This is a genomic window from Sulfitobacter sp. 1A13496 (assembly GCF_043557225.1).
In the GTDB taxonomy this organism is placed as follows: domain Bacteria; phylum Pseudomonadota; class Alphaproteobacteria; order Rhodobacterales; family Rhodobacteraceae; genus Sulfitobacter; species Sulfitobacter faviae.
Map to the genome: position 1 here is coordinate 1,121,572 of NZ_JBIFFP010000001.1, position 20,525 is coordinate 1,142,096.

The window sequence follows — 20,525 nt, forward strand, 5'->3', positions numbered from 1 at the left end:
GCATCTGACACCAGACATACGGGGCCTGCAATGCCGGACAACACAAAAGCCGATCTCATTCACGATTCAGATGCCGGGATCGAACGGTTGCTCGAAATCATGCGCCGCCTGCGCGACCCCGAGACGGGCTGCCCCTGGGATATCGAGCAAGATTTCGACAGCATCGCGCCCTATACCATTGAAGAGGCTTATGAAGTCGCCGACGCCATCGCCCGGCGTGATTGGAGCGAGCTTGAGGGGGAATTGGGCGATCTGCTGCTGCAATCGGTCTATCACACGGCGATGGGTGAGGAAGCGGGGCATTTCACCTTTCAATCCGTGGTGCGCAACATCAGCGACAAGATGGTGGCGCGGCATCCGCATGTCTTTGGCGACGAATCCCGCGACAAAAGCGCCGAACAGCAGACCGCCGATTGGGAAAAGATCAAAGCCCGCGAACGCGCGGGCAAGGCACAGAGGGGCACCTTGGACGGGGTGGCAATCGGCCTGCCAGCGCTGTTGCGGGCGATGAAGCTTCAGAAACGCGCGGCGCGTGTGGGGTTCGACTGGCCCGAGACGACGCAGGTGCTCGACAAGATCACCGAAGAGGCCGCCGAATTGGTCGAGGCGAAGGACCAGCTGAGCCAAGCGGAGGTCGAGGAAGAATACGGCGATCTGCTTTTCGTCATGGCCAATCTGGGCCGCCATCTGGGCCTTGACCCGGAAGCCGCTCTGCGCGCCGCCAATGCCAAATTCACCCGCCGGTTCGAAGGGGTCGAGGCCCGGCTTGCCGCCATGGGCAAAACCCCGCAAGACAGTGATCTGGCCGAGATGGATGCGCTGTGGGATGCGGTGAAACTGGCGGAACGCGGCTAATCCCCCGGGCAGCGGCTGGACAAAGACCGGCCCCTCCGGCAAGGCTCTGCCCCAAGCAATTTGACGAAAGTAAGCCCATGACCCCGCGCAAAATCATCATCGACACCGACCCCGGCCAAGACGACGCCGTCGCGATCCTCCTCGCGCTAGCAAGCCCCGAAGAGATCGACGTTCTCGGCATCACCTGTGTGGCGGGCAATGTGCCGCTGGATCTGACCTCGAAGAACGCGCGGATCGTTTGCGAGTTGGCGGGGCGCAGTGATGTGAAGGTTTTCGCCGGTTGCGACCGCCCGCTGGGGCGTGAACTGGTGACCGCGGAACATGTGCATGGCAAGACCGGCCTCGACGGCCCTGACCTGCCCGACCCGCAGATGCCACTGGCCGAAGGGCATGGGGTGGATTTTATCATCGAACAGGTCCGCGCCCATTCCGCAGGCAGCGTGACCCTCTGCCCCTTGGGGCCGCTGACCAATATCGCGACCGCCCTGCAAAAAGCGCCCGACATCGCCGAGAAGGTGCAAGAGATCGTGCTGATGGGCGGCGGCTATTTCGAGGGGGGCAACATCACGCCCACGGCGGAATTCAACATTTACGTCGACCCCCATGCCGCTGATATCGTTTTCAAATCCGGCATTCCGATCGTCGTGATGCCGCTCGATGTCACCCATAAGGCGCTGGTCACCAAATCGCGCAACGATGCCTTCCGCGCGCTTGGCACCAAGGTCGGCGTCGCGGTGGCCGAGATGACCGATTTCTTCGAGCGGTTCGACAAAGAGAAATACGGCTCCGAAGGCGCGCCCCTGCATGACCCTTGCGTCACCGCCTATTTGATCAACCCCGATCTTTTCCAAGGCCGTCATATCAATGTCGAGATCGAGACCCAGTCGGAACTGACCATGGGCATGACCGTTGCCGACTGGTGGCGCGTGACCGACCGGGCGCCCAACGCGCTCTTCGTAGGCGATCTTGATGCCGACGGGTTCTTTGCCCTGCTCACCGAAAGGCTGGCCCGCCTATGAGCGCACATCTCACCCTCGGCGCGCCAGAGCATCTCGACAAGCTTGTCGCGCTGGTGGCGGCATTTCACGCCGAAGCGGGGATCGAGATGAGCGATGAACAGCGCCGCCGCGGGCTGGCCCCGCTGCTGGATGGCATCCCCCACGGCGCCGCCTATCTAATCGGCCCGCCCCGCGCGCCGATTGGCTATGTGGTGATCTGTTTCGGCTGGTCGGTTGAATTCGGCGGGTTGGACGCCACCATTGATGAAATCTACGTCCGCCCCGGTGTTCGGGGGCGCGGTATCGCCTCGGAGGCGTTGATCGCGCTGCCCCGGGCGCTGGCGGCAGGCGGGCTGCGGGCCGTCCATCTTGAGGTGGATCGCAACAATGCCGCGGCGATGAAACTCTATACCCGTGCGGGCTTTCGCCCGCGCGAGGATTACATGCTTATGTCCCGGACCCTGTGATGCGTATTCCTTTCGATAACAGCTATGCCGCCCTGCCAGAGGGGTTCTTTACCCGGCTGGCTCCCACGCCTGTCAAAGCGCCCCAGCTTTTGGCATGGAACACCGAATTGGCGGTGGAACTGGGTATCGAAGGGGCTGAGCCCGCGCAAATCACGCAGGTCTTCGCCGGAAACGATGTGCCTGCGGGGGCCGATCCTCTGGCGCAGCTTTACGCCGGGCATCAGTTTGGCAACTTCAACCCGCAGCTTGGCGATGGCCGGGCGATCCTGCTGGGGGAAGTCGTCGATCAAGGCGGCCAGCGCCGCGACATCCAGTTGAAAGGCTCTGGCCCCACGCCCTATTCGCGGATGGGCGATGGCCGCGCATGGGTCGGGCCGGTGCTGCGCGAATATCTGGTGAGCGAGGCGATGTATGCCCTTGGCGTGCCCACCACCCGCGCCTTGGCCGCCGTCGCCACTGGTGAGCCGATCCTGCGCGAAAGCGGCCCCCTGCCCGGTGCCATCGTGACCCGCGTCGCCGCCAGCCACCTGCGCGTTGGCACCTTTGAGGTCTTCGCCCATCGCGGGGAGACCGAAGCGCTCAAAACCCTCACCGACTATGCCATCGCGCGCCATTACCCCGAGACCTATGGCCCGCTTGGCCTTTTGCGCGCAGTCTGTGCCGCGCAGGCGGAACTGGTGGCGCAATGGATGTCGGTAGGCTTTATCCACGGCGTGATGAACACCGACAATTGCAGCATCTCGGGCGAGACGATCGACTATGGCCCCTGTGCCTTTATGGATGCCTTCCATCAGGGCCGTGTCTTCAGCTCAATCGACCGGCAGGGGCGCTATGCCTATGGGAACCAGCCGCAGATCGTGGTCTGGAACATGGCGCAGCTGGCGACCTCGCTTTTGCAGCAGATGGAGGACAAGGAGAGCGCCGTCGAAGAGGCCACCGAGATCGTCCACGACATGCCCGACTTGATCGAAGCCGCATGGCTGCGCCGTTTCGCGGCGAAGATCGGCATCTCGACGCCACGGGCCGAAGATGTTGACTTGATCAACGAATTGCTGGGGCTGATGCAACAGGATGGTGCGGACTTCACCAATGCCTTCCGCGCGCTTCCCACAGATCAAGCCCGCGACCAGTTCACCGACCGCGACGCTTTTGACACATGGGCCGAAGGCTGGCGCGCGCGGATTGAAGGGGAGCCCGATCCGCAAGCGGTGATGAATGCGGCGAACCCTGCCGTGATCCCCCGCAACCACCGGATTGAAGAGATGATCGAGGCGGCCGTCGCGGGCGACATGGCCCCTTTCGAGCGGCTGATGAGAGCGCTGGCCACCCCCTTTGACGAGACGGACCCCGAGCTTCAGCGCCCGCCGACCGAGGACGAGATCGTGCCCGCCACATTCTGCGGCACCTGAGCTTAGTGGCTGCGGGGTTTACGGTTAATCAGGTAAATCCCCGCCGCCACCAGCAGCAATGCGGCCCAGATGCTCAGCCCCACTTCTTCCGAAAGGATCAGCCAGCCCAGAAGCACGGCAAAGACCGGCGACAGAAAGCTAAACGAGGCGACGGAGGCTGCGGGATAGATCGTCAGCAACCAGAACCATGCCAGAAAGCCAAAGCTCGCCACCGCGATGATCTGATAGGCAAGCCCCGCCAGATGCACCGGGGCCACTTCGCGCAGCAAGGGGCCGAAGAGTGGCGCAAGCAGCAGAAGGATCGGGGCGGAGATCACCAGTTGCATCATCAGTTGCTGCGCAGGCGGCACTTTGGCCAGCGGCGTGACGCGAACGCAAAGCGCGATGCCTGCCCAGCAGAGTGCTGCGAAAAGCGCCAGAAGATCGCCCAGCCAATGCGCCCCTTCGGCCCCGCCATCGCTTAGCGCCAGCACCACACCGCCCATGGCCAGCCCCATGCCGATGAGCCGCGCGCCGCTCAGCCGTTCCCCCGGCAGCCACAGATGCGCGGCGATGCCAAGCCAGACCGGCATGGAATAAAGCAGGATCGACGCGCGGCTGACCGTGGTCAGATCGAGCGCGAGGAACAGGCAGACAAACTCTAGCGTAAAGAAAAGCCCCGCCGCCAAACCGCCCCATAGGGCGGCACGCGGGATCGACAGGCTGACGCCCCGCAACCGCATCCAGATCAGCAGCAAAAACACCGCCCCGAGAGAGCGCAGCCCGGCCAGAAAGACCGGGTTGAAGCCGCCAGTGCTGACCTTGATGACGACTTGGTTAAAGCCGAGGTTCAGCGCGAAGAGCACCAGCGCCACGGCGCCAAATGTGTCGATATGTGATTTGCGTTCCATCCTGACAAAAGCGCTGCCCGGATCGGATAAGTCAATGGCGCGCCGCGGTTTTCCGGGCGCGCCATTTCGCTGTCCTAGGGAGGTGCCTCGGCTCAGGCCGCCTGCTGGCCGCCCGACTTGGCGCCGCCGCCACGCCTGCGACGGCGCCCGCCGCTCGGCTTGCCCGCGCCTTCACCACCGCCGCCGCCGCCACCGGGACGACCGCCACCACCACCGGGGCGGCCACCGCGTCTGCGGCCCCGGCCCTTGGGTTTCGCAGGCTCATCGATCACTTCCCAAGGACGGCCCGAGGCCACGGGGATCGAAATGCCCATGGTCTTTTGGATCGCCTTCAATTCGCCCATCTCATCGGGGGCGCAGAAGGCCACGGCGGCCCCATCCTTGCCCGCCCGCGCGGTCCGACCAATGCGGTGGACATAGTTGTCCGGCACATTCGGCAGGTCGAAGTTATAGACGTGTTTCACATCCGGAATGTCGAGGCCCCGCGCCGCCACATCGGTGGCCACCAGCACGGTAATGTCGCCATTCTTGAACCCCGCAATCGCGCGGTCCCGCTGACCTTGGCTTTTGTTGCCATGGATCGAAGCAGCGTCAAACCCGGCCTTCACCAGCGTCTTCATCAGCTTTTCCGAGCCGTGTTTCGTGCGGCCAAAGACCAGCGCGCGTTCGCCCTTGTGTTTGGCCAGCAGTTCTTTCAGCAGTTCGGTCTTCTCAGCCTTGGCGATGAAATGCACCTCTTGCGTCACCTTATCCGCCGCCTTGCCCGGAGGCGAGACTTCGATGCGGATCGGGCTGTTGAGATAGCTGTTGGCGATCTCGTTCATCAGCTTGGGCATGGTCGCCGAGAAGAGCATCGTCTGCCGCTCTTTCGGGATCATGTCCGAGATTTTGCGCAGATCATGGATGAACCCCATGTCGAGCATCTGGTCGGCCTCATCCAGCACGAGAAAGGTCGTTGCGTCGAGCTTGACCGCGCGGCGGTCGAGCAAGTCCAGCAGACGGCCCGGTGTGGCAATCAGCAGATCGACACCCCGTTCCAGACGTTTGATCTGGGTGTTGATCGACTGGCCGCCAACCACCATCGCCACTTTGATCGGCGTGCCTTCGGCATAGCCGCGCAGGTTCACGGCGATCTGCTGCGCCAGCTCACGCGTAGGCGCAAGCACCAGCCCGCGCACGGAACGCGCTGCGGGGCGGCCCTCGATCTCCATCATCTGGGCCAGCAGCGGCACGCCAAAGGCGGCGGTCTTGCCGGTGCCGGTCTGTGCAAGGCCCATCACGTCGCGCCCGTTCAGCGCATGGGGGATCGCCTGTTTCTGGATCGGGGTCGGCTCGTTCAGCCCCATCTCTTTCAATCGGGCCACCAGTTTGGCAGGCAGGCCCATCATGTCAAAATCGCTCATTCGTTCACTTTCCGGCACACAAAACCGCGCGCCATGTTCTTTCGCCGCGCCACTCAGCAGGCGCCACGGGGTCGCGCAAGCCAGATCGCGGGCGCAGGCCACATGCCTCACACCCGTCTGTCGCGCTTGGCCCCACGCGTGATTTTGGGAACATCGGCGGGCCTTGTCGTCAGCGTCCCAGAGGCCCCTCATGGGACTTGGCGCTGATACTGCTCACGCGGCAGAAGGCTTCGCTTGATCATCACATGGGCGCTACGTGCGCAAAAGTCAACCGGCGCGGTCAATTCCGGTGGCGTCCGGCGGTGCTAAAATGCTAGGACCGTAGTCCGACGGACGAAGGGCGAGACGATGCGCAACCCGATCATCAAACGCTGCGAGGCGATGGGCCTGCGCATGACAGGTCAACGCCGGGTCATCGCTCAGGTGATTCACGACAGCGAAGACCACCCCGATGCCGAAGAGATCCTGACCCGCGCCAGCGTGATCGACAGCGGCATCTCCATCGCCACGGTCTACCGCACGGTGAAGCTGTTTGAGGAAGCGGGCATTCTGGACAAGTTGGAGTTCGGCGATGGCCGGGCGCGTTACGAGGATGCTCAGCGGGCGCATCACGATCACCTCATCGACGTGAACTCGGGCGAGGTGATCGAATTCGTCGATGCGGAAATCGAAGAGCTTCAGGAACGGATCGCGCGCAAGCTGGGTTACAAATTACAGGGCCACCGGATGGAACTCTACGGTGTGCCGATCAAGAAGGATGACCCATGACAGAACGTGACCGCCCTTTGCTGGCCGTGTTGATCGACGCCGACAACGTGCCCGCAAAACATGCCGCTGCCATCATGCGGGAGGTTACGACGATTGGAGAGCCCGCCCTGCGCCGGGTCTATGGCGATTGGTCGAACGACCACCTTAAGGGCTGGAAAGCGCCGATCCGCGAGTTGGGTTTGGTGGCGCATCAGGAAACCGCGAACACCAAGGGCAAGAACGCCAGCGACATCGGGCTGGTCATTCAGGCGATGGACATCCTGCACAGCCGCCGCTTCGATATTATCGTGATCGTTTCCTCCGACAGCGATTTCACCGCGCTGGTGAACCGCCTGCGCGAGGATGGGGTGACCGTTATCGGCATCGGCGAGAAGAAGACCCACGATTCGCTGCGCAATGTCTACAACCGCTTCATCCTGATCGAAAACCTCGACGAGGTAGAGCCCGACACCCCCTCGCGGGCCAAGGCCAAGGTGGGCGATGCCCTGCCCCTGTTCAAAGCCGCGATGGACAAGATCGACACCGAAGACGATTGGTATAACCTCGGCCAGATCGGCCAGACCATTCAGGCAGCGCATCCCGATTTCGACAGCCGTACCTATGGTCATGGCAAGCTGAGCGCCTTGGCCGCCGACCTCAAAGCCTTGGAAACGCGGAAGGACGGCAACCGCTTGATGGTCCGCCTAAAAAGCTAACGCCGGATCACTCGGCGGCGCGCTGCTCTTGCTTCGCGACGCGGGCGAGCATGGCCGGCAGCAGTACGCTCAGCACCACCAGACGCATGATGTGGCAGGCGGCGACAAAGCCCGGCACCACCGCCAGCACCGCGCCAAGGGCGATCATCGTCTCCAGCCCGCCGGGTGCGAAGGCCACCAGCACATGCCCCAGCGGCATGCCAAGCGCCCAGGTCACCGGCACCGCGCCAAGGCCCGCCAGCCCCACCGCCACGCCGGTAATCGCCAGCCCCGCGCCAAGCCCGCTTGCCAGACGCGCAGGCGTGATGCCGGAAAACCGCGTACCGATGAGGCTGCCGAGCACGAGATAGGCGACAAGGGTCAGCCAGCCCGGCAGAACGCCAGTTTCTAGCCCAGTCAGATGCGCGATGGCCGAGACCACCATCGCCCCCATCAAGAGCGGCGCGGGCACGGAAAGACGGGCAAAGATCATCCCCACGAGGACGGAGACGCCGATCATCACGAGGATCGACAGCAGGCTCATCCCCGCGCCCGCAGGGGCGATATTGCCGGTCATGTCGACGCCCATCAGCAAAGCGGCGAAAGGCACGACGATGGTCAGCGCCAGAAGCCGGACCGACTGCGTAATCGAGATGCGCGGCACGTCCGACCCGCTGTCGCTGGCAATCGCCATCACGAAACTCAGATGTCCGGGGGCCGAGGCCAGAAGCGCGGAGCGCGCGTCAAAGCCAAAATACCGCGCCAGCATCCAACGGCAAAGCGCCATGATCCCCCAAATCACCCCGGTCATAAAGACAAAGGCCAGTGGCCAGCGCAGCATGGCGTTCACCGCATCTTGGTTGAACCCTGCCCCCACGGCGATGCCCAGCACGACGAAACAGGCATCCCGCAGCCGCGGATCGACCGCCGTGCGCACCCCCATTAGCCCTAAGAGGCTCACCGCGATCACCGGGCCAAGCAGCATATAGACCGGCGCATTCAGCCACCAGAACAGCAGCGCCCCAAAGCCCCCGACCGCAAGGGTCAGCACTGTGTCGCGCGGGGCGAGCGAGGGGATCGGCCATCTCATGCGATAGGGCTAGCACTCCGGTAGAGCCTGCGCCAGTGCCACACGCATGACGCGCATCGCGCGCCCTTGCCCTTTCGTCGCAAAAGGTTCATGGGCGACTGGCAATACCACGGGATGAAGGGGCGTGATCATGGACAATCTGCGCGGCGCGATGCTGATGGTGCTGGCCATGGCCGGTTTCGCGGTCGAGGACATGTTCGTCAAACTGACGAGCGATGCGCTCCCCGTCGGCCAGATCATCGCGCTTTTGGGCGCGGGCGGCGGGGCGATCTTTGCGGTGATCCTGCGCATTCAGGGAAAGCGCCTGTTCTCTGCCGATATGTTGACGCAGCCGATCCTGCTGCGCGCTGTGGGCGAAGTGCTGGGCACGCTCTGTTTTGTCACCGCCATCGTGCTGACGCCGCTCTCTTCGGCCTCGGCTATTCTGCAGGCGACCCCCTTGGCGGTCACACTCGGTGCGGCGCTGTTCCTTAACGAGCCGGTCGGCTGGCGGCGCTGGAGCGCGATCATCGTAGGCTTCCTCGGCGTGCTCTTGATCGTGCGCCCGGGGCTGGAGGGGTTCAACGCGCTGTCGCTCTTCGCCGTGGCCGGTGTCATCGGCCTCGCTTTGCGCGACTTGGCGACGCGCAAAGTTCCCAAAAGCATCAGTTCCATGCAGCTTAGCTTTCTGGCCTTTATCGTCTTGGTCCCCGCAGGGCTGATCCTGATGCTGGCCGCAGGCACGCCAGCCGCCATGCCCGGCGGGGCCGAGGTGCTCTATCTCGCCGGGGCGATGGTGATCGGGGTGCTGGCCTATTACGCCATCGTCGCCGCCATGCGCGTGGGCGAGGTGAGCTTTGTCACCCCCTTTCGCTATACCCGGATGCTCTTTGCGCTGGTGGCGGGGATCGTGGTTTTTGACGAATCCCCCGACACGCTGACGCTGGTCGGGGCCGGGATCATCATCGCCTCGGGGGTCTATACCCTGCTGCGCGAACGCAAAATCACCCCCCGGCCCCGCCGTGGTCTTTCCAAGCCGGGCCTGCCGGGGTAAACCGCCACAAACCCGAACATGAGGACAAAGCCCATGAGCACGATCATCGACATCCACGCCCGCGAAATCCTCGACAGCCGGGGCAACCCGACGGTCGAAGTCGACGTTATCCTCGAAGACGGCACCATGGGCCGCGCCGCTGTCCCCTCCGGTGCCTCGACCGGTGCCTATGAGGCGAACGAGCGGCGCGATGGCGACAAGTCGCGCTATCTGGGCAAAGGCGTGCTCGAAGCCTGCGCCGCGGTTAATGGCGAGATTGCCGAGGCGCTTGTAGGGGTCGAGGCGACGGAACAGGTCGAGATCGACGAGATGATGATCGAACTCGACGGGACCGAGAACAAATCCCGCCTCGGCGCCAATGCGATCTTGGGCGTGTCGATGGCCGCGGCCAAGGCGGCGGCGGACTACTGCGCGCAACCGCTCTACCGCTACATCGGCGGCACCACCGCCCGCGTTCTGCCGGTGCCAATGATGAACATCATCAACGGCGGCGAACATGCCGACAACCCGATCGACATTCAGGAATTCATGATCATGCCGGTCGCCGCGGAAAACATCCGCGAAGCCGTGCGCATGGGGGCCGAGGTGTTCCACACGCTGAAGAAAGAGCTTTCCGCCGCGGGCCTGTCGACCGGGATCGGCGACGAAGGCGGCTTTGCCCCCAACATCAACTCCTCGCGCGATGCGCTTGATTTCATTCTGAAGTCTATCGAAAAAGCGGGCTACAAGCCAGGGGAAGACATGTATCTCGCCCTCGATTGCGCGGCGACGGAATACTACAAAGACGGCAAATATGTCCTCTCCGGCGAAGGCAAAACCCTGTCGAGCGCAGAGAACGCCGACTACCTCGCGGCGCTCGTGAACGACTACCCGATCATCTCCATCGAAGACGGCATGGCCGAAGACGATTGGGACGGTTGGAAGGCGCTGACCGACCTTCTGGGCGGCAAGGTCCAACTGGTAGGCGATGACCTTTTCGTCACCAACCCTGCGCGTCTGAGCGATGGCATCCAGCGCGGCGCGGCGAACTCCATGCTGGTCAAGGTCAACCAGATCGGCACCCTGACCGAGACCCTCAAAGCCGTGGATGTCGCGCATCGCGCGGGCTACACCAACGTCATGTCGCACCGCTCGGGCGAGACCGAAGACGCCACGATTGCCGACCTTGCAGTCGCCACCAACTGCGGCCAGATCAAAACCGGCTCGCTGGCGCGTTCCGACAGGCTGGCGAAGTACAACCAGTTGATCCGTATCGAAGAAATGCTGGGCGAGACCGCTCAATACGCGGGCCGCTCGATCCTGCGCGGCTGATGTCGGCCCTCACCATCCGCCCTGTCACCACCGCTGCGGACCTCGCGGCGGTGGTGGACCTCTGCTGGGCCTATCGCGACTTCCTCTACCACTTCGGCCCGACCGAACAGCGGATCGTTGAGACCTTCTACCCCCAAGACAAATATAGCGCCCTGATGGCGCGCCTGCCCGAGGAACACGCCCGCCCGCGCGGCATCATCCTATTGGCCGAGCGGGATGGCATCGCCCTGGGCTGCGGCATGTCCCATGCGCTGACCAAGACGGAGAGCGAGATCAAACGCGTCTTCGTCACCGATGCGGCCCGTGGCACGGGAGCGGGTCGGGCGATCTGTCAGCGCCTTGTCGATCAAGCGCGGGAGGACGGGTTCGCAAAGGTCTATCTCGACACCTCCGTGGGCTTCGCCCCTGCCCGCGCGCTTTATCGCTCGCTTGGATTTGTTGAGCGCGGGCCCTATCAACCGATGCCGGATTTCACGCGGGATGCGATCTGTTTCTTTGAGATGCCGCTGAGGGACGTGGCTGCGCCAGCCGACTAACGCAAACGGGGCGGCCAGATTGCCGCCCCGTTTTTCATTGCCGCGCGGTTTACCCGGCGAAGAGTTTTAGGAACTTCTGCTTCGAATACCCCAGCTTCAGTGCCCCACGGTCCGACAGGCGGGGCGCGATGCGCATGCGGATGATATCCCGGTCGGTATCAAGGGCTGCGTTGAGGCGCAGCACCGCGTCGACCTTGCCGTTTGGCCCCGGGGCGACCTCTTCGATCATGCCGACCAAGACACTGTCTTTGCTCCAGACCGGCGCGCCGATGAGGGTCGCGATGTTGATCGGCCTTGGGGTGGTGGCACTGTTGTCGCCGCCGGTGGTCGCCCGGCCTGCGGTCGCCGTGGGGGTGCTATCGGGGTCATCCGTCCCGCTGTGGCCGCTGCCACCGCCGACCGAGACGCCAGCCCCGGCCCCCAGACCGTCACCGCCGCCCACCGAAGCGCCGACGCCTGCGTTCACACCGTCGCCCCCACCGACCGAAGCACCAACTCCGGCCCCGATGCCATCACTGCCACCGACCGAAGCGCCAACTCCGGCCCCGATGCCGTCACTGCCGCCAACCGAAGCACCGACACCGACATCCGCGCCGCCATGGTCGCCATGGCCCCCGACGCTGACCCCAACCCCGAGGTCGATTTCGGCCTGCGCTGCGGGTGCGAGCATGAGCGTCACTGCCGTAACGGCGAGGCTGTTTTTGAAAGCACCTGTGTGAAAGATAGTCATAGCGAATCTCCTTCTCTAAGCCGGTCGAATGCCTTCGACCCTTAGCCCCCACAGGGAACCTACGCGGGAAGTCGCGATTGCGTTTCAAGAAAATTGCGCTATAGGTATATTTTTCGCAACTTTGTTAGCAAATTGGCGTTCTTGCCGATATGACGGCATAGCGACTGCACGCTGGGGCCTTAAAATCCTTCTCCGGCACCTTTCCGTCAAAGTTAGGCAACGCCCCGCTCACCTCACTCCCGGCTGACGGTGCCCCCGCCAATGGCGGCGCGGACGCCTGTCGTGCCGGGGCACGAGGTGGGCAGCCCGCGCGCCACGCGTACTGCCAGATAGGCAAAGGCCTGCGCCTCCAGCATGTCACCATCGAGGCCGATCTCCTCCACCGGGGCGACGGGGCAATCGAGGCTGACATCCAACATTCGCATCAGCACCGGATTATGCCGCCCGCCGCCCGTCACATAGACGCGTTCGGGCGGGGCTGGGCAATGCTGCATCGCCTCGGCCACGCCAGCCGCGCACATGGCAGTGAGGGTCGCGCAGGCGTCGGCGTCGGACAACTCACCTACGAGGGCTACCATTTCCGCGAAGTCATTCCGGTCGAGGGATTTGGGCGGCATGCGCGCGAAGTAAGGCTCGGCCAGAAACAGTTCCAACGCGCCATGCTCCACCCTGCCCCGCGCAGCCAGTTTTCCACCTTCGTCAAAGTCTTGACCGAGGCGGGCTTGCATCAAATCGTTGATCGGCGCATTGGCGGGGCCGGTGTCAAAGGCCAGCAGCGCGCCCTCTTCTTCGGGGCGGGCGATGCGCGGGTCGACCCAAGTGAGGTTGCCGACGCCGCCGAGGTTCAAGAAAGCCACCGGCCCGCTTCGCCGCGCATAGCGCGCGCAGGCATGGTGAAAGAACGGAGCCAGCGGTGCGCCTTCGCCGCCCAGTTCCACATCGGCACTGCGGAAATCCCAGACCACCGGCAGGCCAATCTCACGCGCCAGCAGCGCGCCGTCACCGACCTGCAGCGTGCCCTGCAGGCGCGGGGCGTGGGCCAACGTCTGGCCGTGGAACCCTATGAGTTCGACTTCGGGCTCATCCTTCAGCAGGTCGGCCAGAAGCGCCAGATGCGCGGCCTCCACCGCCTTGGCGGCCTCCTCAACCTCGGCCCCGTGCCACTTGCCGAACCCCGCGGCGATCACGCGCCGCTCTTCGGCGGAATAGCTGCGATAGGCGCTGCGGCCAAAGCTGGCGATGCCCTGCCCATCGGTGCGCAAAATAGCGGCGTCCACCCCATCCAGAGAGGTGCCCGACATCATTCCCAAAGCCGTCACCACTTCGGTTCCGGCATCTTGCCTGTGCTTGGCCCTATTCATGGCCTTTTCCTTTGCCGCTCGTGCGCATATAGATTGCCCCGCAATACAGTTTTGAGGCAAGTCACCATGACATACCATCCCAAATCGGAGTTCATCCACACGATGATGCAGCGCGGCTTTCTGGCCGATTGCACCGATTATCAGGGGTTGGACGAAGCCCTGCTGAAAGGCGCGGCCCCGGCCTACGTGGGCTATGACGCCACAGCCAAATCGCTGCATGTGGGGCATCTGGTCAATATCATGATGCTGCGCTGGCTACAGAAATGCGGCGGTAAGCCGATTACCCTGATGGGCGGCGGCACGACCAAGGTGGGCGATCCCTCCTTCCGCTCGGACGAGCGCCCGCTGCTGACGCCCGAGGCGATCGACGACAATATCGAAGGCATCCGTCAGGTCTTTGCGCAATACCTCGATTACGGCGAGGGCGAGAATGGCGCCTTGATGCTGAACAACGCGGAATGGCTCGACGGGTTGAACTACCTCGATTTCCTGCGCGACATCGGGCGGCATTTCTCGATCAACCGTATGCTGAGCTTTGAGAGCGTGACGTCGCGACTGGACCGCGAGCAGTCGCTGTCTTTCCTCGAGTTCAATTACATGATTCTCCAAGCCTATGACTTCATGGAGCTGCACCGCCGCTATGGCTGCATTCTCCAGATGGGCGGGTCGGATCAATGGGGCAATATCGTCAACGGCATCGACCTGACGCGCCGGGTGATCGATGGGGAGGTTTACGGCCTGACGTCACCGCTCTTGACCACCAGCGACGGCAAGAAGATGGGCAAATCGGCGGGCGGTGCGGTCTGGCTCAATGGCGATATGCTGAGCCCTTATGAGTTCTGGCAGTTCTGGCGCAATTGCACCGATGCCGATGTGGGCCGTTTCCTCAAGCTCTATACCGAGCTGCCGGTCGATGAATGCGACCGTCTGGGCGCGCTGGCGGGGTCCGAGATCAATGAGGCGAAGGTGCGTTTGGCCAATGAGGTCACCGGCCTGCTGCATGGCGAAGAAGCGGCGCGCAACGCCGAGGCCACGGCGCGCGAGGTCTTTGAAAAAGGCGGCGTGGGCGATGACCTGCCCACCTTGACCCTTTCGGCGGCGGATGTGGGCGATGGGGTTTCCATCGTGCAATTGCTGGTTAAATCGGGCCTTGCCGGCTCTGGCAAAGAAGCCAAGCGCCTGATTGCCGAGAACGGCGCACGTATCGACGACAAGCCGCTGACGGATGCGGGCTTGATGCTGGATGCGGGCGCGCTGTCCTCTCCGGTCAAACTCAGCGCGGGCAAGAAGCGCCACGCGCTGGTGCAGGTCGGCTAATCTCTCACGGGGCGGGCTTCGGTCTGCCCCGTCTTCCCAGCTCCCGCAGCCCTCCTCCCGCCGCAACGGCATCTCTTGCATGGGGTGAGACTTCGTGCTGAACTGAACAAGTGTTCATATCGGGGGGAGCCATCATGAAACTAGACAGTACAGCCGCCATCATCACCGGGGGCGCATCGGGGCTTGGCGAAGCCACGGCGCGCTATTTCGCGTCGCAGGGCGCGCAGGTCACCCTGTTGGACCGTGACGCTGCCCGGGGCGAAGCCATCGCGAAAGAGATCGGCGGCCACTACGTCTTGACCGATGTAACGGATGAGACCTCGGTGCAGGAAGCGGTGGACTATGCCCAAGAAAAGATGGGCTGGATCACCGCGGCGGTGAATTGCGCGGGCATCGCACTTGGGATCAAAACCACGGGCCGCGACGGGCCGCATCCGCTCGACGCCTTTCAACGCACCATCGACATCAACCTCGTCGGCAGCTTTAACGTGGCGCGGCTGGCGGCGGTGGCTATGGCCAAGAACACCCCCGAAGACGACGGCGCGCGCGGGGTAATCATCAATACCGCCTCCATCGCCGCCTTCGACGGGCAGAAGGGCCAAGCCGCCTATGCTGCCTCCAAAGGCGGGATCGCGGGCATGACCCTGCCGATGGCGCGGGATCTGGCCAAGGAAGGGATTCGCGTGATGACCATCGCGCCAGGCATTTTCAAAACGCCGATGCTGGCCGGATTGCCGGAAGAGGTGCAGGCCGAACTGGCCAAGGATGTGCCCAACCCGCCGCGTCTTGGCGATCCGGCGGAATACGGGCGGCTGGCCGGGTTCATCGTCGAAATGGGCTATCTCAATGGTGAAGTGATCCGCCTCGACGGCGCGCTCAGGATGCGCTGATGCCGCTGCAAAATCGCGTTCAACCGGATGGGGAGATCATCGCCCACCCGGCGCGGGGCAGCTTCATGGGCAACCGTGGCATCCTGCATGACGAAAACGGACTGCACCCCAGACGCCGTTGGGCGCATCAGAATTGGGTCTGTTGTCGGCTCAGCTTCAAGGGGCGTCGCCGCAAGCTGATGGCGCCCCGCCACTATACCGAGCTGTTCTTTCTTGATGAGGCCGTGGCCTTTGCCGCCGGTCACCGGCCTTGTGCGGAATGCCGAGCCGCGGATTATCGACGGTTTCGCGCGTGTTGCGACCTCCCCGGCCCCGCCGCGGATCTGGACCGTCAGTTGCACGCCGAACGCGCAGTGCCGCGCGTTTTTCGTCAGCGCCGCCATGGGGATGTAGAAGCACAGGACCTGCCCGACGGCAGTTTCGTCTTGGATCACGACGGCCAGAGCGGCGTGCTTCTCGGCGATGCCCTTCACCCCTTTGCGCCGGAGGGCTACGGGGCCGCGCAGCGACGCCCGCAGGGCCGCGTCACCCTGCTCACTCCGCCGAGCATCGTCGCGGCATTCCGCAACGGTTACCGCCCGCAGATCGCCTTGGCAGAGGCGCCGGATTAACCCTGCGCCTTCTCCTCCAGCGCCATCCACTCTTCTTCGGCGTTAGAGAGCTTTTCATGCCGCTGAACCAGCGCATCGGTGGCTTTCTGAAACTTCACCGGCTCACGGGTGAAAAGCTCTGCATCGCTGAGCAGTTCTTCGAGCTTGCCAATCTCGGCCTCCAACCGCTCGATCTCAGCAGGCAAGGCTTCGAGCCGGTGTTTTTCGGTAAAGCTCAGCCCGCCCGCGGATTGCTTTTTCTCCGCTTTCGGCTCGGGTTTGCTCGGCTTGGGTTTAACCACGCTTTGGGCGAAATCATCCTGCCCGCGCTGTGCCAGATAATCGGACCAGCCGCCCGCATAGACCGTGGCACGGCCATCGCCTTCCATCGCGATGGTGGTCGCCGCCACCCGATCGAGGAAGTCACGGTCGTGGCTGACCAGCAGCACCGTGCCGTCATAGGTGCCCAAGAGTTCCTGCATGAGGTCGAGCGTCTCAACGTCGAGATCGTTCGTCGGCTCGTCGAGCACCAAAAGGTTCGAGGAGCGCGCCATGATCTTGGCCAAGAGCAGCCGCGCCTTTTCGCCGCCCGAAAGCGAGCGGACCGGCGCGCGGGCCTGTGCCTCGTCAAAAAGGAATTCCTTGAGGTATCCGACCACATGTTTCGGCTGACCCCGCACCAGCACCTGATCGGCCTTGCCCGAGACGCGCATTTCAGGATCGCCGGTGAGGCTGTCCCAAAGGGTCATGTCCCCATCAAGCTGTGCGCGCGCCTGATCGAACAGCGCGAGTTCCAGATTGGTGCCCAGTTTGATCTCGCCCGCGTCGGGCTCTTCTTTGCCGATCAGCATGTTCAACAACGTGGTCTTGCCCACGCCGTTTGGCCCCACCAGCGCGATCCGGTCGCCGCGCTGCACGGTGATCGAAAAGTCGCGCAGGATCTGTTTGTCGCCGAATTTCTTGGCGATGCCAGTCGCTTCGATCACCTTGCGGCCTGACTTCGGCCCAGCCTCCAACGCCATGGCCGCCGTGCCCTGCCGTTTGATCTGCGCCGAACGTTCGGCGCGCAACTCTTGAAGCGCGCGCACCCGGCCCTGATTGCGCTTGCGCCGGGCCGAGATCCCCTCGACCGCCCAACGCGCCTCGGCCTTGATCTTGCGGTTCAGCTTGTGGCGCTGCATGTCCTCTTCTTCCCAGACCTGATCGCGCCATGCCTCGAACCCTTCAAAGCCGATGTCCTGACGGCGCACGGTGCCGCGATCGACCCAGAGGGTCGCGCGGGTCAGCTCGCGTAGGAAGGCGCGGTCGTGGCTGATGATGACAAAGGCCGTGCGGGTCCCCTTTAGCTCGGATTCGAGCCATGCGATGGCTTCGATGTCGAGGTGGTTGGTCGGCTCGTCCAGCAGCATCAGTTCCGGCTCTTCGGCCATCAGCCGCGCCAGTGCCGCGCGGCGACGCTCCCCGCCCGATGCGGTGGCCACAGGGCGCGCCGGGTCAAACTTCAGCCCCTCGCCTGCGCGTTCGACCTTATACATCTCACCCGGATCGAGCCCGTGGGCCGCGAAGTCGCCAAGCGTCTCGAAGCCCGAGAGGTCCGGCTCCTGCTCCATATAGCCGACCGAGACGCCGGGCCCGGCCACAACCGCCCCGCTGTCGGGCTCTACCAGCCCGGCCATGACCTTCATCAGCGTCGATTTGCCAGAGCCGTTGCGGCCCACCAAGGCCAGCCGATCGCCGGTCTGAACCACGAGGGAGAGGTCTTCGAAAACAGGATCGCCGCCAAAGGTCAGCGAAATGTCGGTGAGTTGTAAAAGGGGTGCGCGTGCCATGCCTGCCAGCTATCTTTCGGCGCGGGCAAGGTCAATGTCCAAAGGCGGTGCGGCCTCAGGCCAACGCCCGCAAAAGCCGCGCGCGGTTGGGCGGGATCGCGGCGATCTCCAGCCCGGTGAAGACATGCAGCGTGCCCATTTGCCGGTCGATCACGGCGTGGTCGCTGACCCAGCCGCCCATCGCCAGATAGCTGCGCAGCAGCGGCGGGATTTGCTGGCGCGCGCGCCGGGGATCGGGGCTGTGGCGCTCGCGGGCATAGGGGTGGACCTCAGCCGCCCTCACGCGGGGGCGCCATTCCGCGGGGGCAAGATGCTGTTGTTTCAACAGGGCAAAGGCATCGCGGTAGCGGGTCGGATCCGTGCCCGTGAAAGAGGAACAGCCAAACAAAAGCGCCGCGCTGCTGTCATCGACTTCCCGCACCAATTGCCCCCAAGCGAGGCGCTGAATGTCGTGGTCTTGCCATTCTGGGTGGATACAAAAGCGGCCCAATTCCAGCATGGCGCCTTGCGTGCGCCCCAGACGGCTCAGATCGTAAAACTGTGCGGCATAGCTCTGGGCCAGCTCCGCGCCCTGAAACCGGGTCAGGCGAAAGCAGCAGACCAATGTGCCGCTGTCGCGATCCTCTATCAGAAAATGCCGCGCTGCCGCGTCGAATGCATCATGGTCGACGGTCCCGGTCTGAAAACACTGCGTCCGCAGCGCGTGCGCCCGGGTGATGTCCCCGGGCGTGAGGGCTTCGCGCGTCAGATATCGGCCCGGGGGCGCTTGGGTCATCTGCGAGGTCGCCTTCGCTTATCCGCGGCCCTGCCCCGCTGCCGGGGCATGCCAAGGGGAACTTAGCTGCCGAAGGCCGACGGGCTGAAGCGGCCAAGGTTGCCCAGAAGCTGGCGCAGGAAGGTGTTGTCGGCCACAGGCGATGTCGTCACGCGGCGCGACAGCGGCACGACCTGCCCGCGTTCAAGCCCGAAGCGTTCGACATTCGACACCACACCGGCTTCGTTGAAGCTGACGGTCACCACCTCACGCTCGATCTCTTTCGGAGCCATGAAGCCAAGAGCGCGTTTGCGCATCTTAACGTAATAGTAACTATCATCGCTCAAAACACCCGAAACCGTGGGTACACCGATCTTCTGCGCGACGCTTTCTTTGGTATCGCTGCCCACAACGACCTGCTCAAGCTGGTCTTGCGGCGGCACATAGCCGTGGTTCTCATACTGCGGGCTACAGGCGGTCAGAAGCAGTGCAAGGCCCGTACCCGCGATCCGGAGGTGCGTCTTGCCGGTCTGTTTGGTTTTGCGCATTTGGTCTGCCCTCTTGCCCTGACGGATTATGGCTTTTATTTCGCATACACCAAGGCACCCCAAGTGTACAAGAAACGAAAGTCGGATCTCATGTCGCGCAAATCACCTACGCCAACCGCTCTTCGGGTCGCGGACCTGTCCCAGACGGAGCCAAACGCGTTCACGCTGCGCCCTGAGGCGGAAGCGCTCAAGCAGATCGCCGAGGAACTCGATTTATCGGCCCTGCGCAAACTTAGCTTTTCGGGCAGCATCAAACCGCTCGGCAAGCAGGACTGGCAGCTGGACGGGAAACTGGGCGCGACCGTGGTGCAACCCTGCGTCGTCACGCTTGAGCCAGTGACCACGCGGATCGACGCCGATATTACCCGCCGCTTCATCCATGATTTCGAACTCCCCGAAGAAGAGGAGGTCGAAATGCCTGAGGACGATACGGCAGAGCCTTTGGGCCAATGGATCGACCCCGCGCAGGTCATGATCGAGGCGCTGGCGCTGGAAGTGCCGGAATATCCCCGCAAGGGCGATGCGGAACTGGGCCAGATGGTTCATGCCGAACCGGGAAAAAAGCCGATGACCGACGAAGACGCGCGGCCCTTCGCGGGCTTGGGCGCGCTGCGCGATGCGCTGAAGAAAGACGAAACCTAAGGAAACAAGCGGAAAACCGCGGAAATTCGCGCTTGCATCGCGCCGGTTTCGCGTTATTTTCCCGCCCTCACCCGAATTAAGGTTGGACATTGCGCGGCTGCGGCCCTAAAGCGTCGTCACGCCCGAAACGGGGTCCGAATTGAAACACGGTTGCGGCCTGCTTTGACAAGTCAGCAACCCCGAAGGCAAAGGCACCAGACATGGCTGTCCAACAGAATAAAGTATCCAAATCCCGCCGCAACAACCGCCGCGCCCACGATTCGCTCTCTGCGGCGAACCCGAACGAATGTTCGAACTGCGGTGAGCTGAAGCGCCCCCACCACATCTGCGCGGCTTGCGGTCACTATGACGACGCCGAAGTTGTCGCCCTGACCGAAGAAGTGGACCTGGAAGACGACGCAGCATAAGCTGCGGTAGTTTTTAAGGTTTT

At 63.4% G+C, this 20,525-nt stretch carries 22 protein-coding genes; 14 read left to right on the plus strand and 8 right to left on the minus strand.

Going from position 1 to position 20,525, the window contains the following annotated elements:
* Window positions 1–30: 30 nt before the first annotated feature.
* The 4 genes from mazG (at window position 31) to ACGYLX_RS05545 (ending at window position 3,729) form a co-directional block, all read left to right on the plus strand.
* Window positions 31–855 (plus strand): nucleoside triphosphate pyrophosphohydrolase, encoded by an 825-nt coding sequence (gene mazG / locus ACGYLX_RS05530; RefSeq protein ID WP_394447802.1) that lies wholly within the window; start codon window positions 31–33, stop codon window positions 853–855.
* Window positions 856–932: 77 nt separating this feature from the next.
* Window positions 933–1,874, plus strand: a complete 942-nt coding sequence (locus ACGYLX_RS05535) for a nucleoside hydrolase (RefSeq protein ID WP_394447804.1) — start codon at window positions 933–935, stop codon at window positions 1,872–1,874.
* Window positions 1,871–2,320 carry a GNAT family N-acetyltransferase gene (locus tag ACGYLX_RS05540; protein ID WP_394447806.1) on the plus strand — a complete coding sequence of 150 codons (450 nt, stop codon included), beginning with the start codon at window positions 1,871–1,873 and terminating at the stop codon, window positions 2,318–2,320. Before ACGYLX_RS05535 ends, ACGYLX_RS05540 begins: the two co-directional genes overlap by 4 nt.
* A complete protein-coding gene (locus ACGYLX_RS05545; RefSeq protein WP_394447808.1) occupies window positions 2,320–3,729 on the plus strand; it encodes a YdiU family protein in 1,410 nt (469 codons plus the stop codon). Before ACGYLX_RS05540 ends, ACGYLX_RS05545 begins: the two co-directional genes overlap by 1 nt.
* A gap of 2 nt (window positions 3,730–3,731) precedes the next feature.
* Here ACGYLX_RS05545 and ACGYLX_RS05550 read toward each other — a convergent pair whose 3' ends face one another.
* Both ACGYLX_RS05550 and ACGYLX_RS05555 read right to left on the minus strand, forming a co-directional pair.
* Window positions 3,732–4,619, minus strand: coding sequence for a DMT family transporter (locus tag ACGYLX_RS05550; protein WP_394447810.1), 888 nt, complete (start codon window positions 4,617–4,619; stop codon window positions 3,732–3,734).
* A gap of 92 nt (window positions 4,620–4,711) precedes the next feature.
* A complete protein-coding gene (locus tag ACGYLX_RS05555) occupies window positions 4,712–6,022 on the minus strand; it encodes a DEAD/DEAH box helicase (RefSeq protein WP_394447811.1) in 1,311 nt (436 codons plus the stop codon).
* A gap of 348 nt (window positions 6,023–6,370) precedes the next feature.
* On the opposite strand from ACGYLX_RS05555, the gene ACGYLX_RS05560 reads away from it, so the two are divergent.
* Together ACGYLX_RS05560 and ACGYLX_RS05565 are read left to right on the plus strand one after the other, a co-directional pair.
* A complete protein-coding gene (locus tag ACGYLX_RS05560) occupies window positions 6,371–6,790 on the plus strand; it encodes a Fur family transcriptional regulator (RefSeq protein ID WP_067265902.1) in 420 nt (139 codons plus the stop codon).
* Window positions 6,787–7,485 (plus strand): NYN domain-containing protein, encoded by a 699-nt coding sequence (locus tag ACGYLX_RS05565; RefSeq protein ID WP_209217720.1) that lies wholly within the window; start codon window positions 6,787–6,789, stop codon window positions 7,483–7,485. The genes ACGYLX_RS05560 and ACGYLX_RS05565 overlap by 4 nt, the downstream gene beginning before the upstream one ends.
* A gap of 7 nt (window positions 7,486–7,492) precedes the next feature.
* Here ACGYLX_RS05565 and ACGYLX_RS05570 read toward each other — a convergent pair whose 3' ends face one another.
* Window positions 7,493–8,554, minus strand: coding sequence for an AbrB family transcriptional regulator (locus ACGYLX_RS05570; protein WP_394447812.1), 1,062 nt, complete (start codon window positions 8,552–8,554; stop codon window positions 7,493–7,495).
* Window positions 8,555–8,684: 130 nt separating this feature from the next.
* Here ACGYLX_RS05570 and ACGYLX_RS05575 point away from each other — a divergent pair, with 130 nt between their 5' ends.
* From ACGYLX_RS05575 to ACGYLX_RS05585, 3 genes are read left to right on the plus strand one after another with little or no spacing between them, the layout of a single operon-like run.
* Window positions 8,685–9,587, plus strand: a complete 903-nt coding sequence (locus tag ACGYLX_RS05575; RefSeq protein WP_394447814.1) for a DMT family transporter — start codon at window positions 8,685–8,687, stop codon at window positions 9,585–9,587.
* 33 nt (window positions 9,588–9,620) lie between these two features.
* Complete coding sequence (gene eno, locus ACGYLX_RS05580; RefSeq protein WP_394447816.1) at window positions 9,621–10,898, plus strand: phosphopyruvate hydratase; 1,278 nt, start codon at window positions 9,621–9,623, stop codon at window positions 10,896–10,898.
* Entirely contained in the window at window positions 10,898–11,434 is a 537-nt protein-coding gene (locus ACGYLX_RS05585; RefSeq protein WP_394447818.1) for a GNAT family N-acetyltransferase, read from the plus strand. Before eno ends, ACGYLX_RS05585 begins: the two co-directional genes overlap by 1 nt.
* A 49-nt stretch (window positions 11,435–11,483) precedes the next feature.
* Here the strand turns inward: ACGYLX_RS05585 and ACGYLX_RS05590 are convergent, their stop codons facing one another.
* Together ACGYLX_RS05590 and ACGYLX_RS05595 are read right to left on the minus strand one after the other, a co-directional pair.
* On the minus strand, window positions 11,484–12,164 hold the full coding sequence (locus ACGYLX_RS05590) for a hypothetical protein (RefSeq protein ID WP_394447820.1): 681 nt from the start codon (window positions 12,162–12,164) through the stop codon (window positions 11,484–11,486).
* 233 nt (window positions 12,165–12,397) lie between these two features.
* Window positions 12,398–13,525: an anhydro-N-acetylmuramic acid kinase gene (locus tag ACGYLX_RS05595; protein ID WP_394447821.1), complete on the minus strand. Its 1,128-nt coding sequence runs from the start codon at window positions 13,523–13,525 to the stop codon at window positions 12,398–12,400.
* Window positions 13,526–13,591: 66 nt separating this feature from the next.
* On the opposite strand from ACGYLX_RS05595, the gene tyrS reads away from it, so the two are divergent.
* The 3 genes from tyrS to ACGYLX_RS05610 all read left to right on the plus strand — a co-directional run bounded on the left by tyrS (window position 13,592) and on the right by ACGYLX_RS05610 (window position 16,343).
* Window positions 13,592–14,842 (plus strand): tyrosine--tRNA ligase, encoded by a 1,251-nt coding sequence (gene tyrS, locus ACGYLX_RS05600; RefSeq protein WP_394447823.1) that lies wholly within the window; start codon window positions 13,592–13,594, stop codon window positions 14,840–14,842.
* A gap of 134 nt (window positions 14,843–14,976) precedes the next feature.
* Window positions 14,977–15,732, plus strand: coding sequence for a 3-hydroxyacyl-CoA dehydrogenase (locus tag ACGYLX_RS05605; RefSeq protein WP_209217712.1), 756 nt, complete (start codon window positions 14,977–14,979; stop codon window positions 15,730–15,732).
* Window positions 15,732–16,343: a hypothetical protein gene (locus ACGYLX_RS05610; protein ID WP_394447824.1), complete on the plus strand. Its 612-nt coding sequence runs from the start codon at window positions 15,732–15,734 to the stop codon at window positions 16,341–16,343. The genes ACGYLX_RS05605 and ACGYLX_RS05610 overlap by 1 nt, the downstream gene beginning before the upstream one ends.
* On the opposite strand, the gene ACGYLX_RS05615 is transcribed toward ACGYLX_RS05610, so the two are convergent.
* The 3 genes from ACGYLX_RS05615 to ACGYLX_RS05625 all read right to left on the minus strand — a co-directional run bounded on the left by ACGYLX_RS05615 (window position 16,340) and on the right by ACGYLX_RS05625 (window position 19,453).
* Window positions 16,340–18,151, minus strand: coding sequence for an ABC-F family ATP-binding cassette domain-containing protein (locus ACGYLX_RS05615; RefSeq protein ID WP_394447826.1), 1,812 nt, complete (start codon window positions 18,149–18,151; stop codon window positions 16,340–16,342). The genes ACGYLX_RS05610 and ACGYLX_RS05615 overlap by 4 nt on opposite strands.
* Window positions 18,152–18,206: 55 nt before the next feature.
* Window positions 18,207–18,926, minus strand: a complete 720-nt coding sequence (locus ACGYLX_RS05620) for a GNAT family N-acetyltransferase (protein ID WP_394447828.1) — start codon at window positions 18,924–18,926, stop codon at window positions 18,207–18,209.
* 62 nt (window positions 18,927–18,988) lie between these two features.
* Complete coding sequence (locus ACGYLX_RS05625) at window positions 18,989–19,453, minus strand: outer membrane protein assembly factor BamE (protein WP_394447830.1); 465 nt, start codon at window positions 19,451–19,453, stop codon at window positions 18,989–18,991.
* A 90-nt stretch (window positions 19,454–19,543) separates the two neighbouring features.
* Here ACGYLX_RS05625 and ACGYLX_RS05630 point away from each other — a divergent pair, with 90 nt between their 5' ends.
* Window positions 19,544–20,095, plus strand: coding sequence for a YceD family protein (locus tag ACGYLX_RS05630; protein WP_394448101.1), 552 nt, complete (start codon window positions 19,544–19,546; stop codon window positions 20,093–20,095).
* Between the two features lie 200 nt (window positions 20,096–20,295).
* On the plus strand, window positions 20,296–20,502 hold the full coding sequence (gene rpmF, locus ACGYLX_RS05635) for a 50S ribosomal protein L32 (protein WP_067265873.1): 207 nt from the start codon (window positions 20,296–20,298) through the stop codon (window positions 20,500–20,502).
* The last annotated feature ends 23 nt before the right edge of the window (window positions 20,503–20,525 follow it).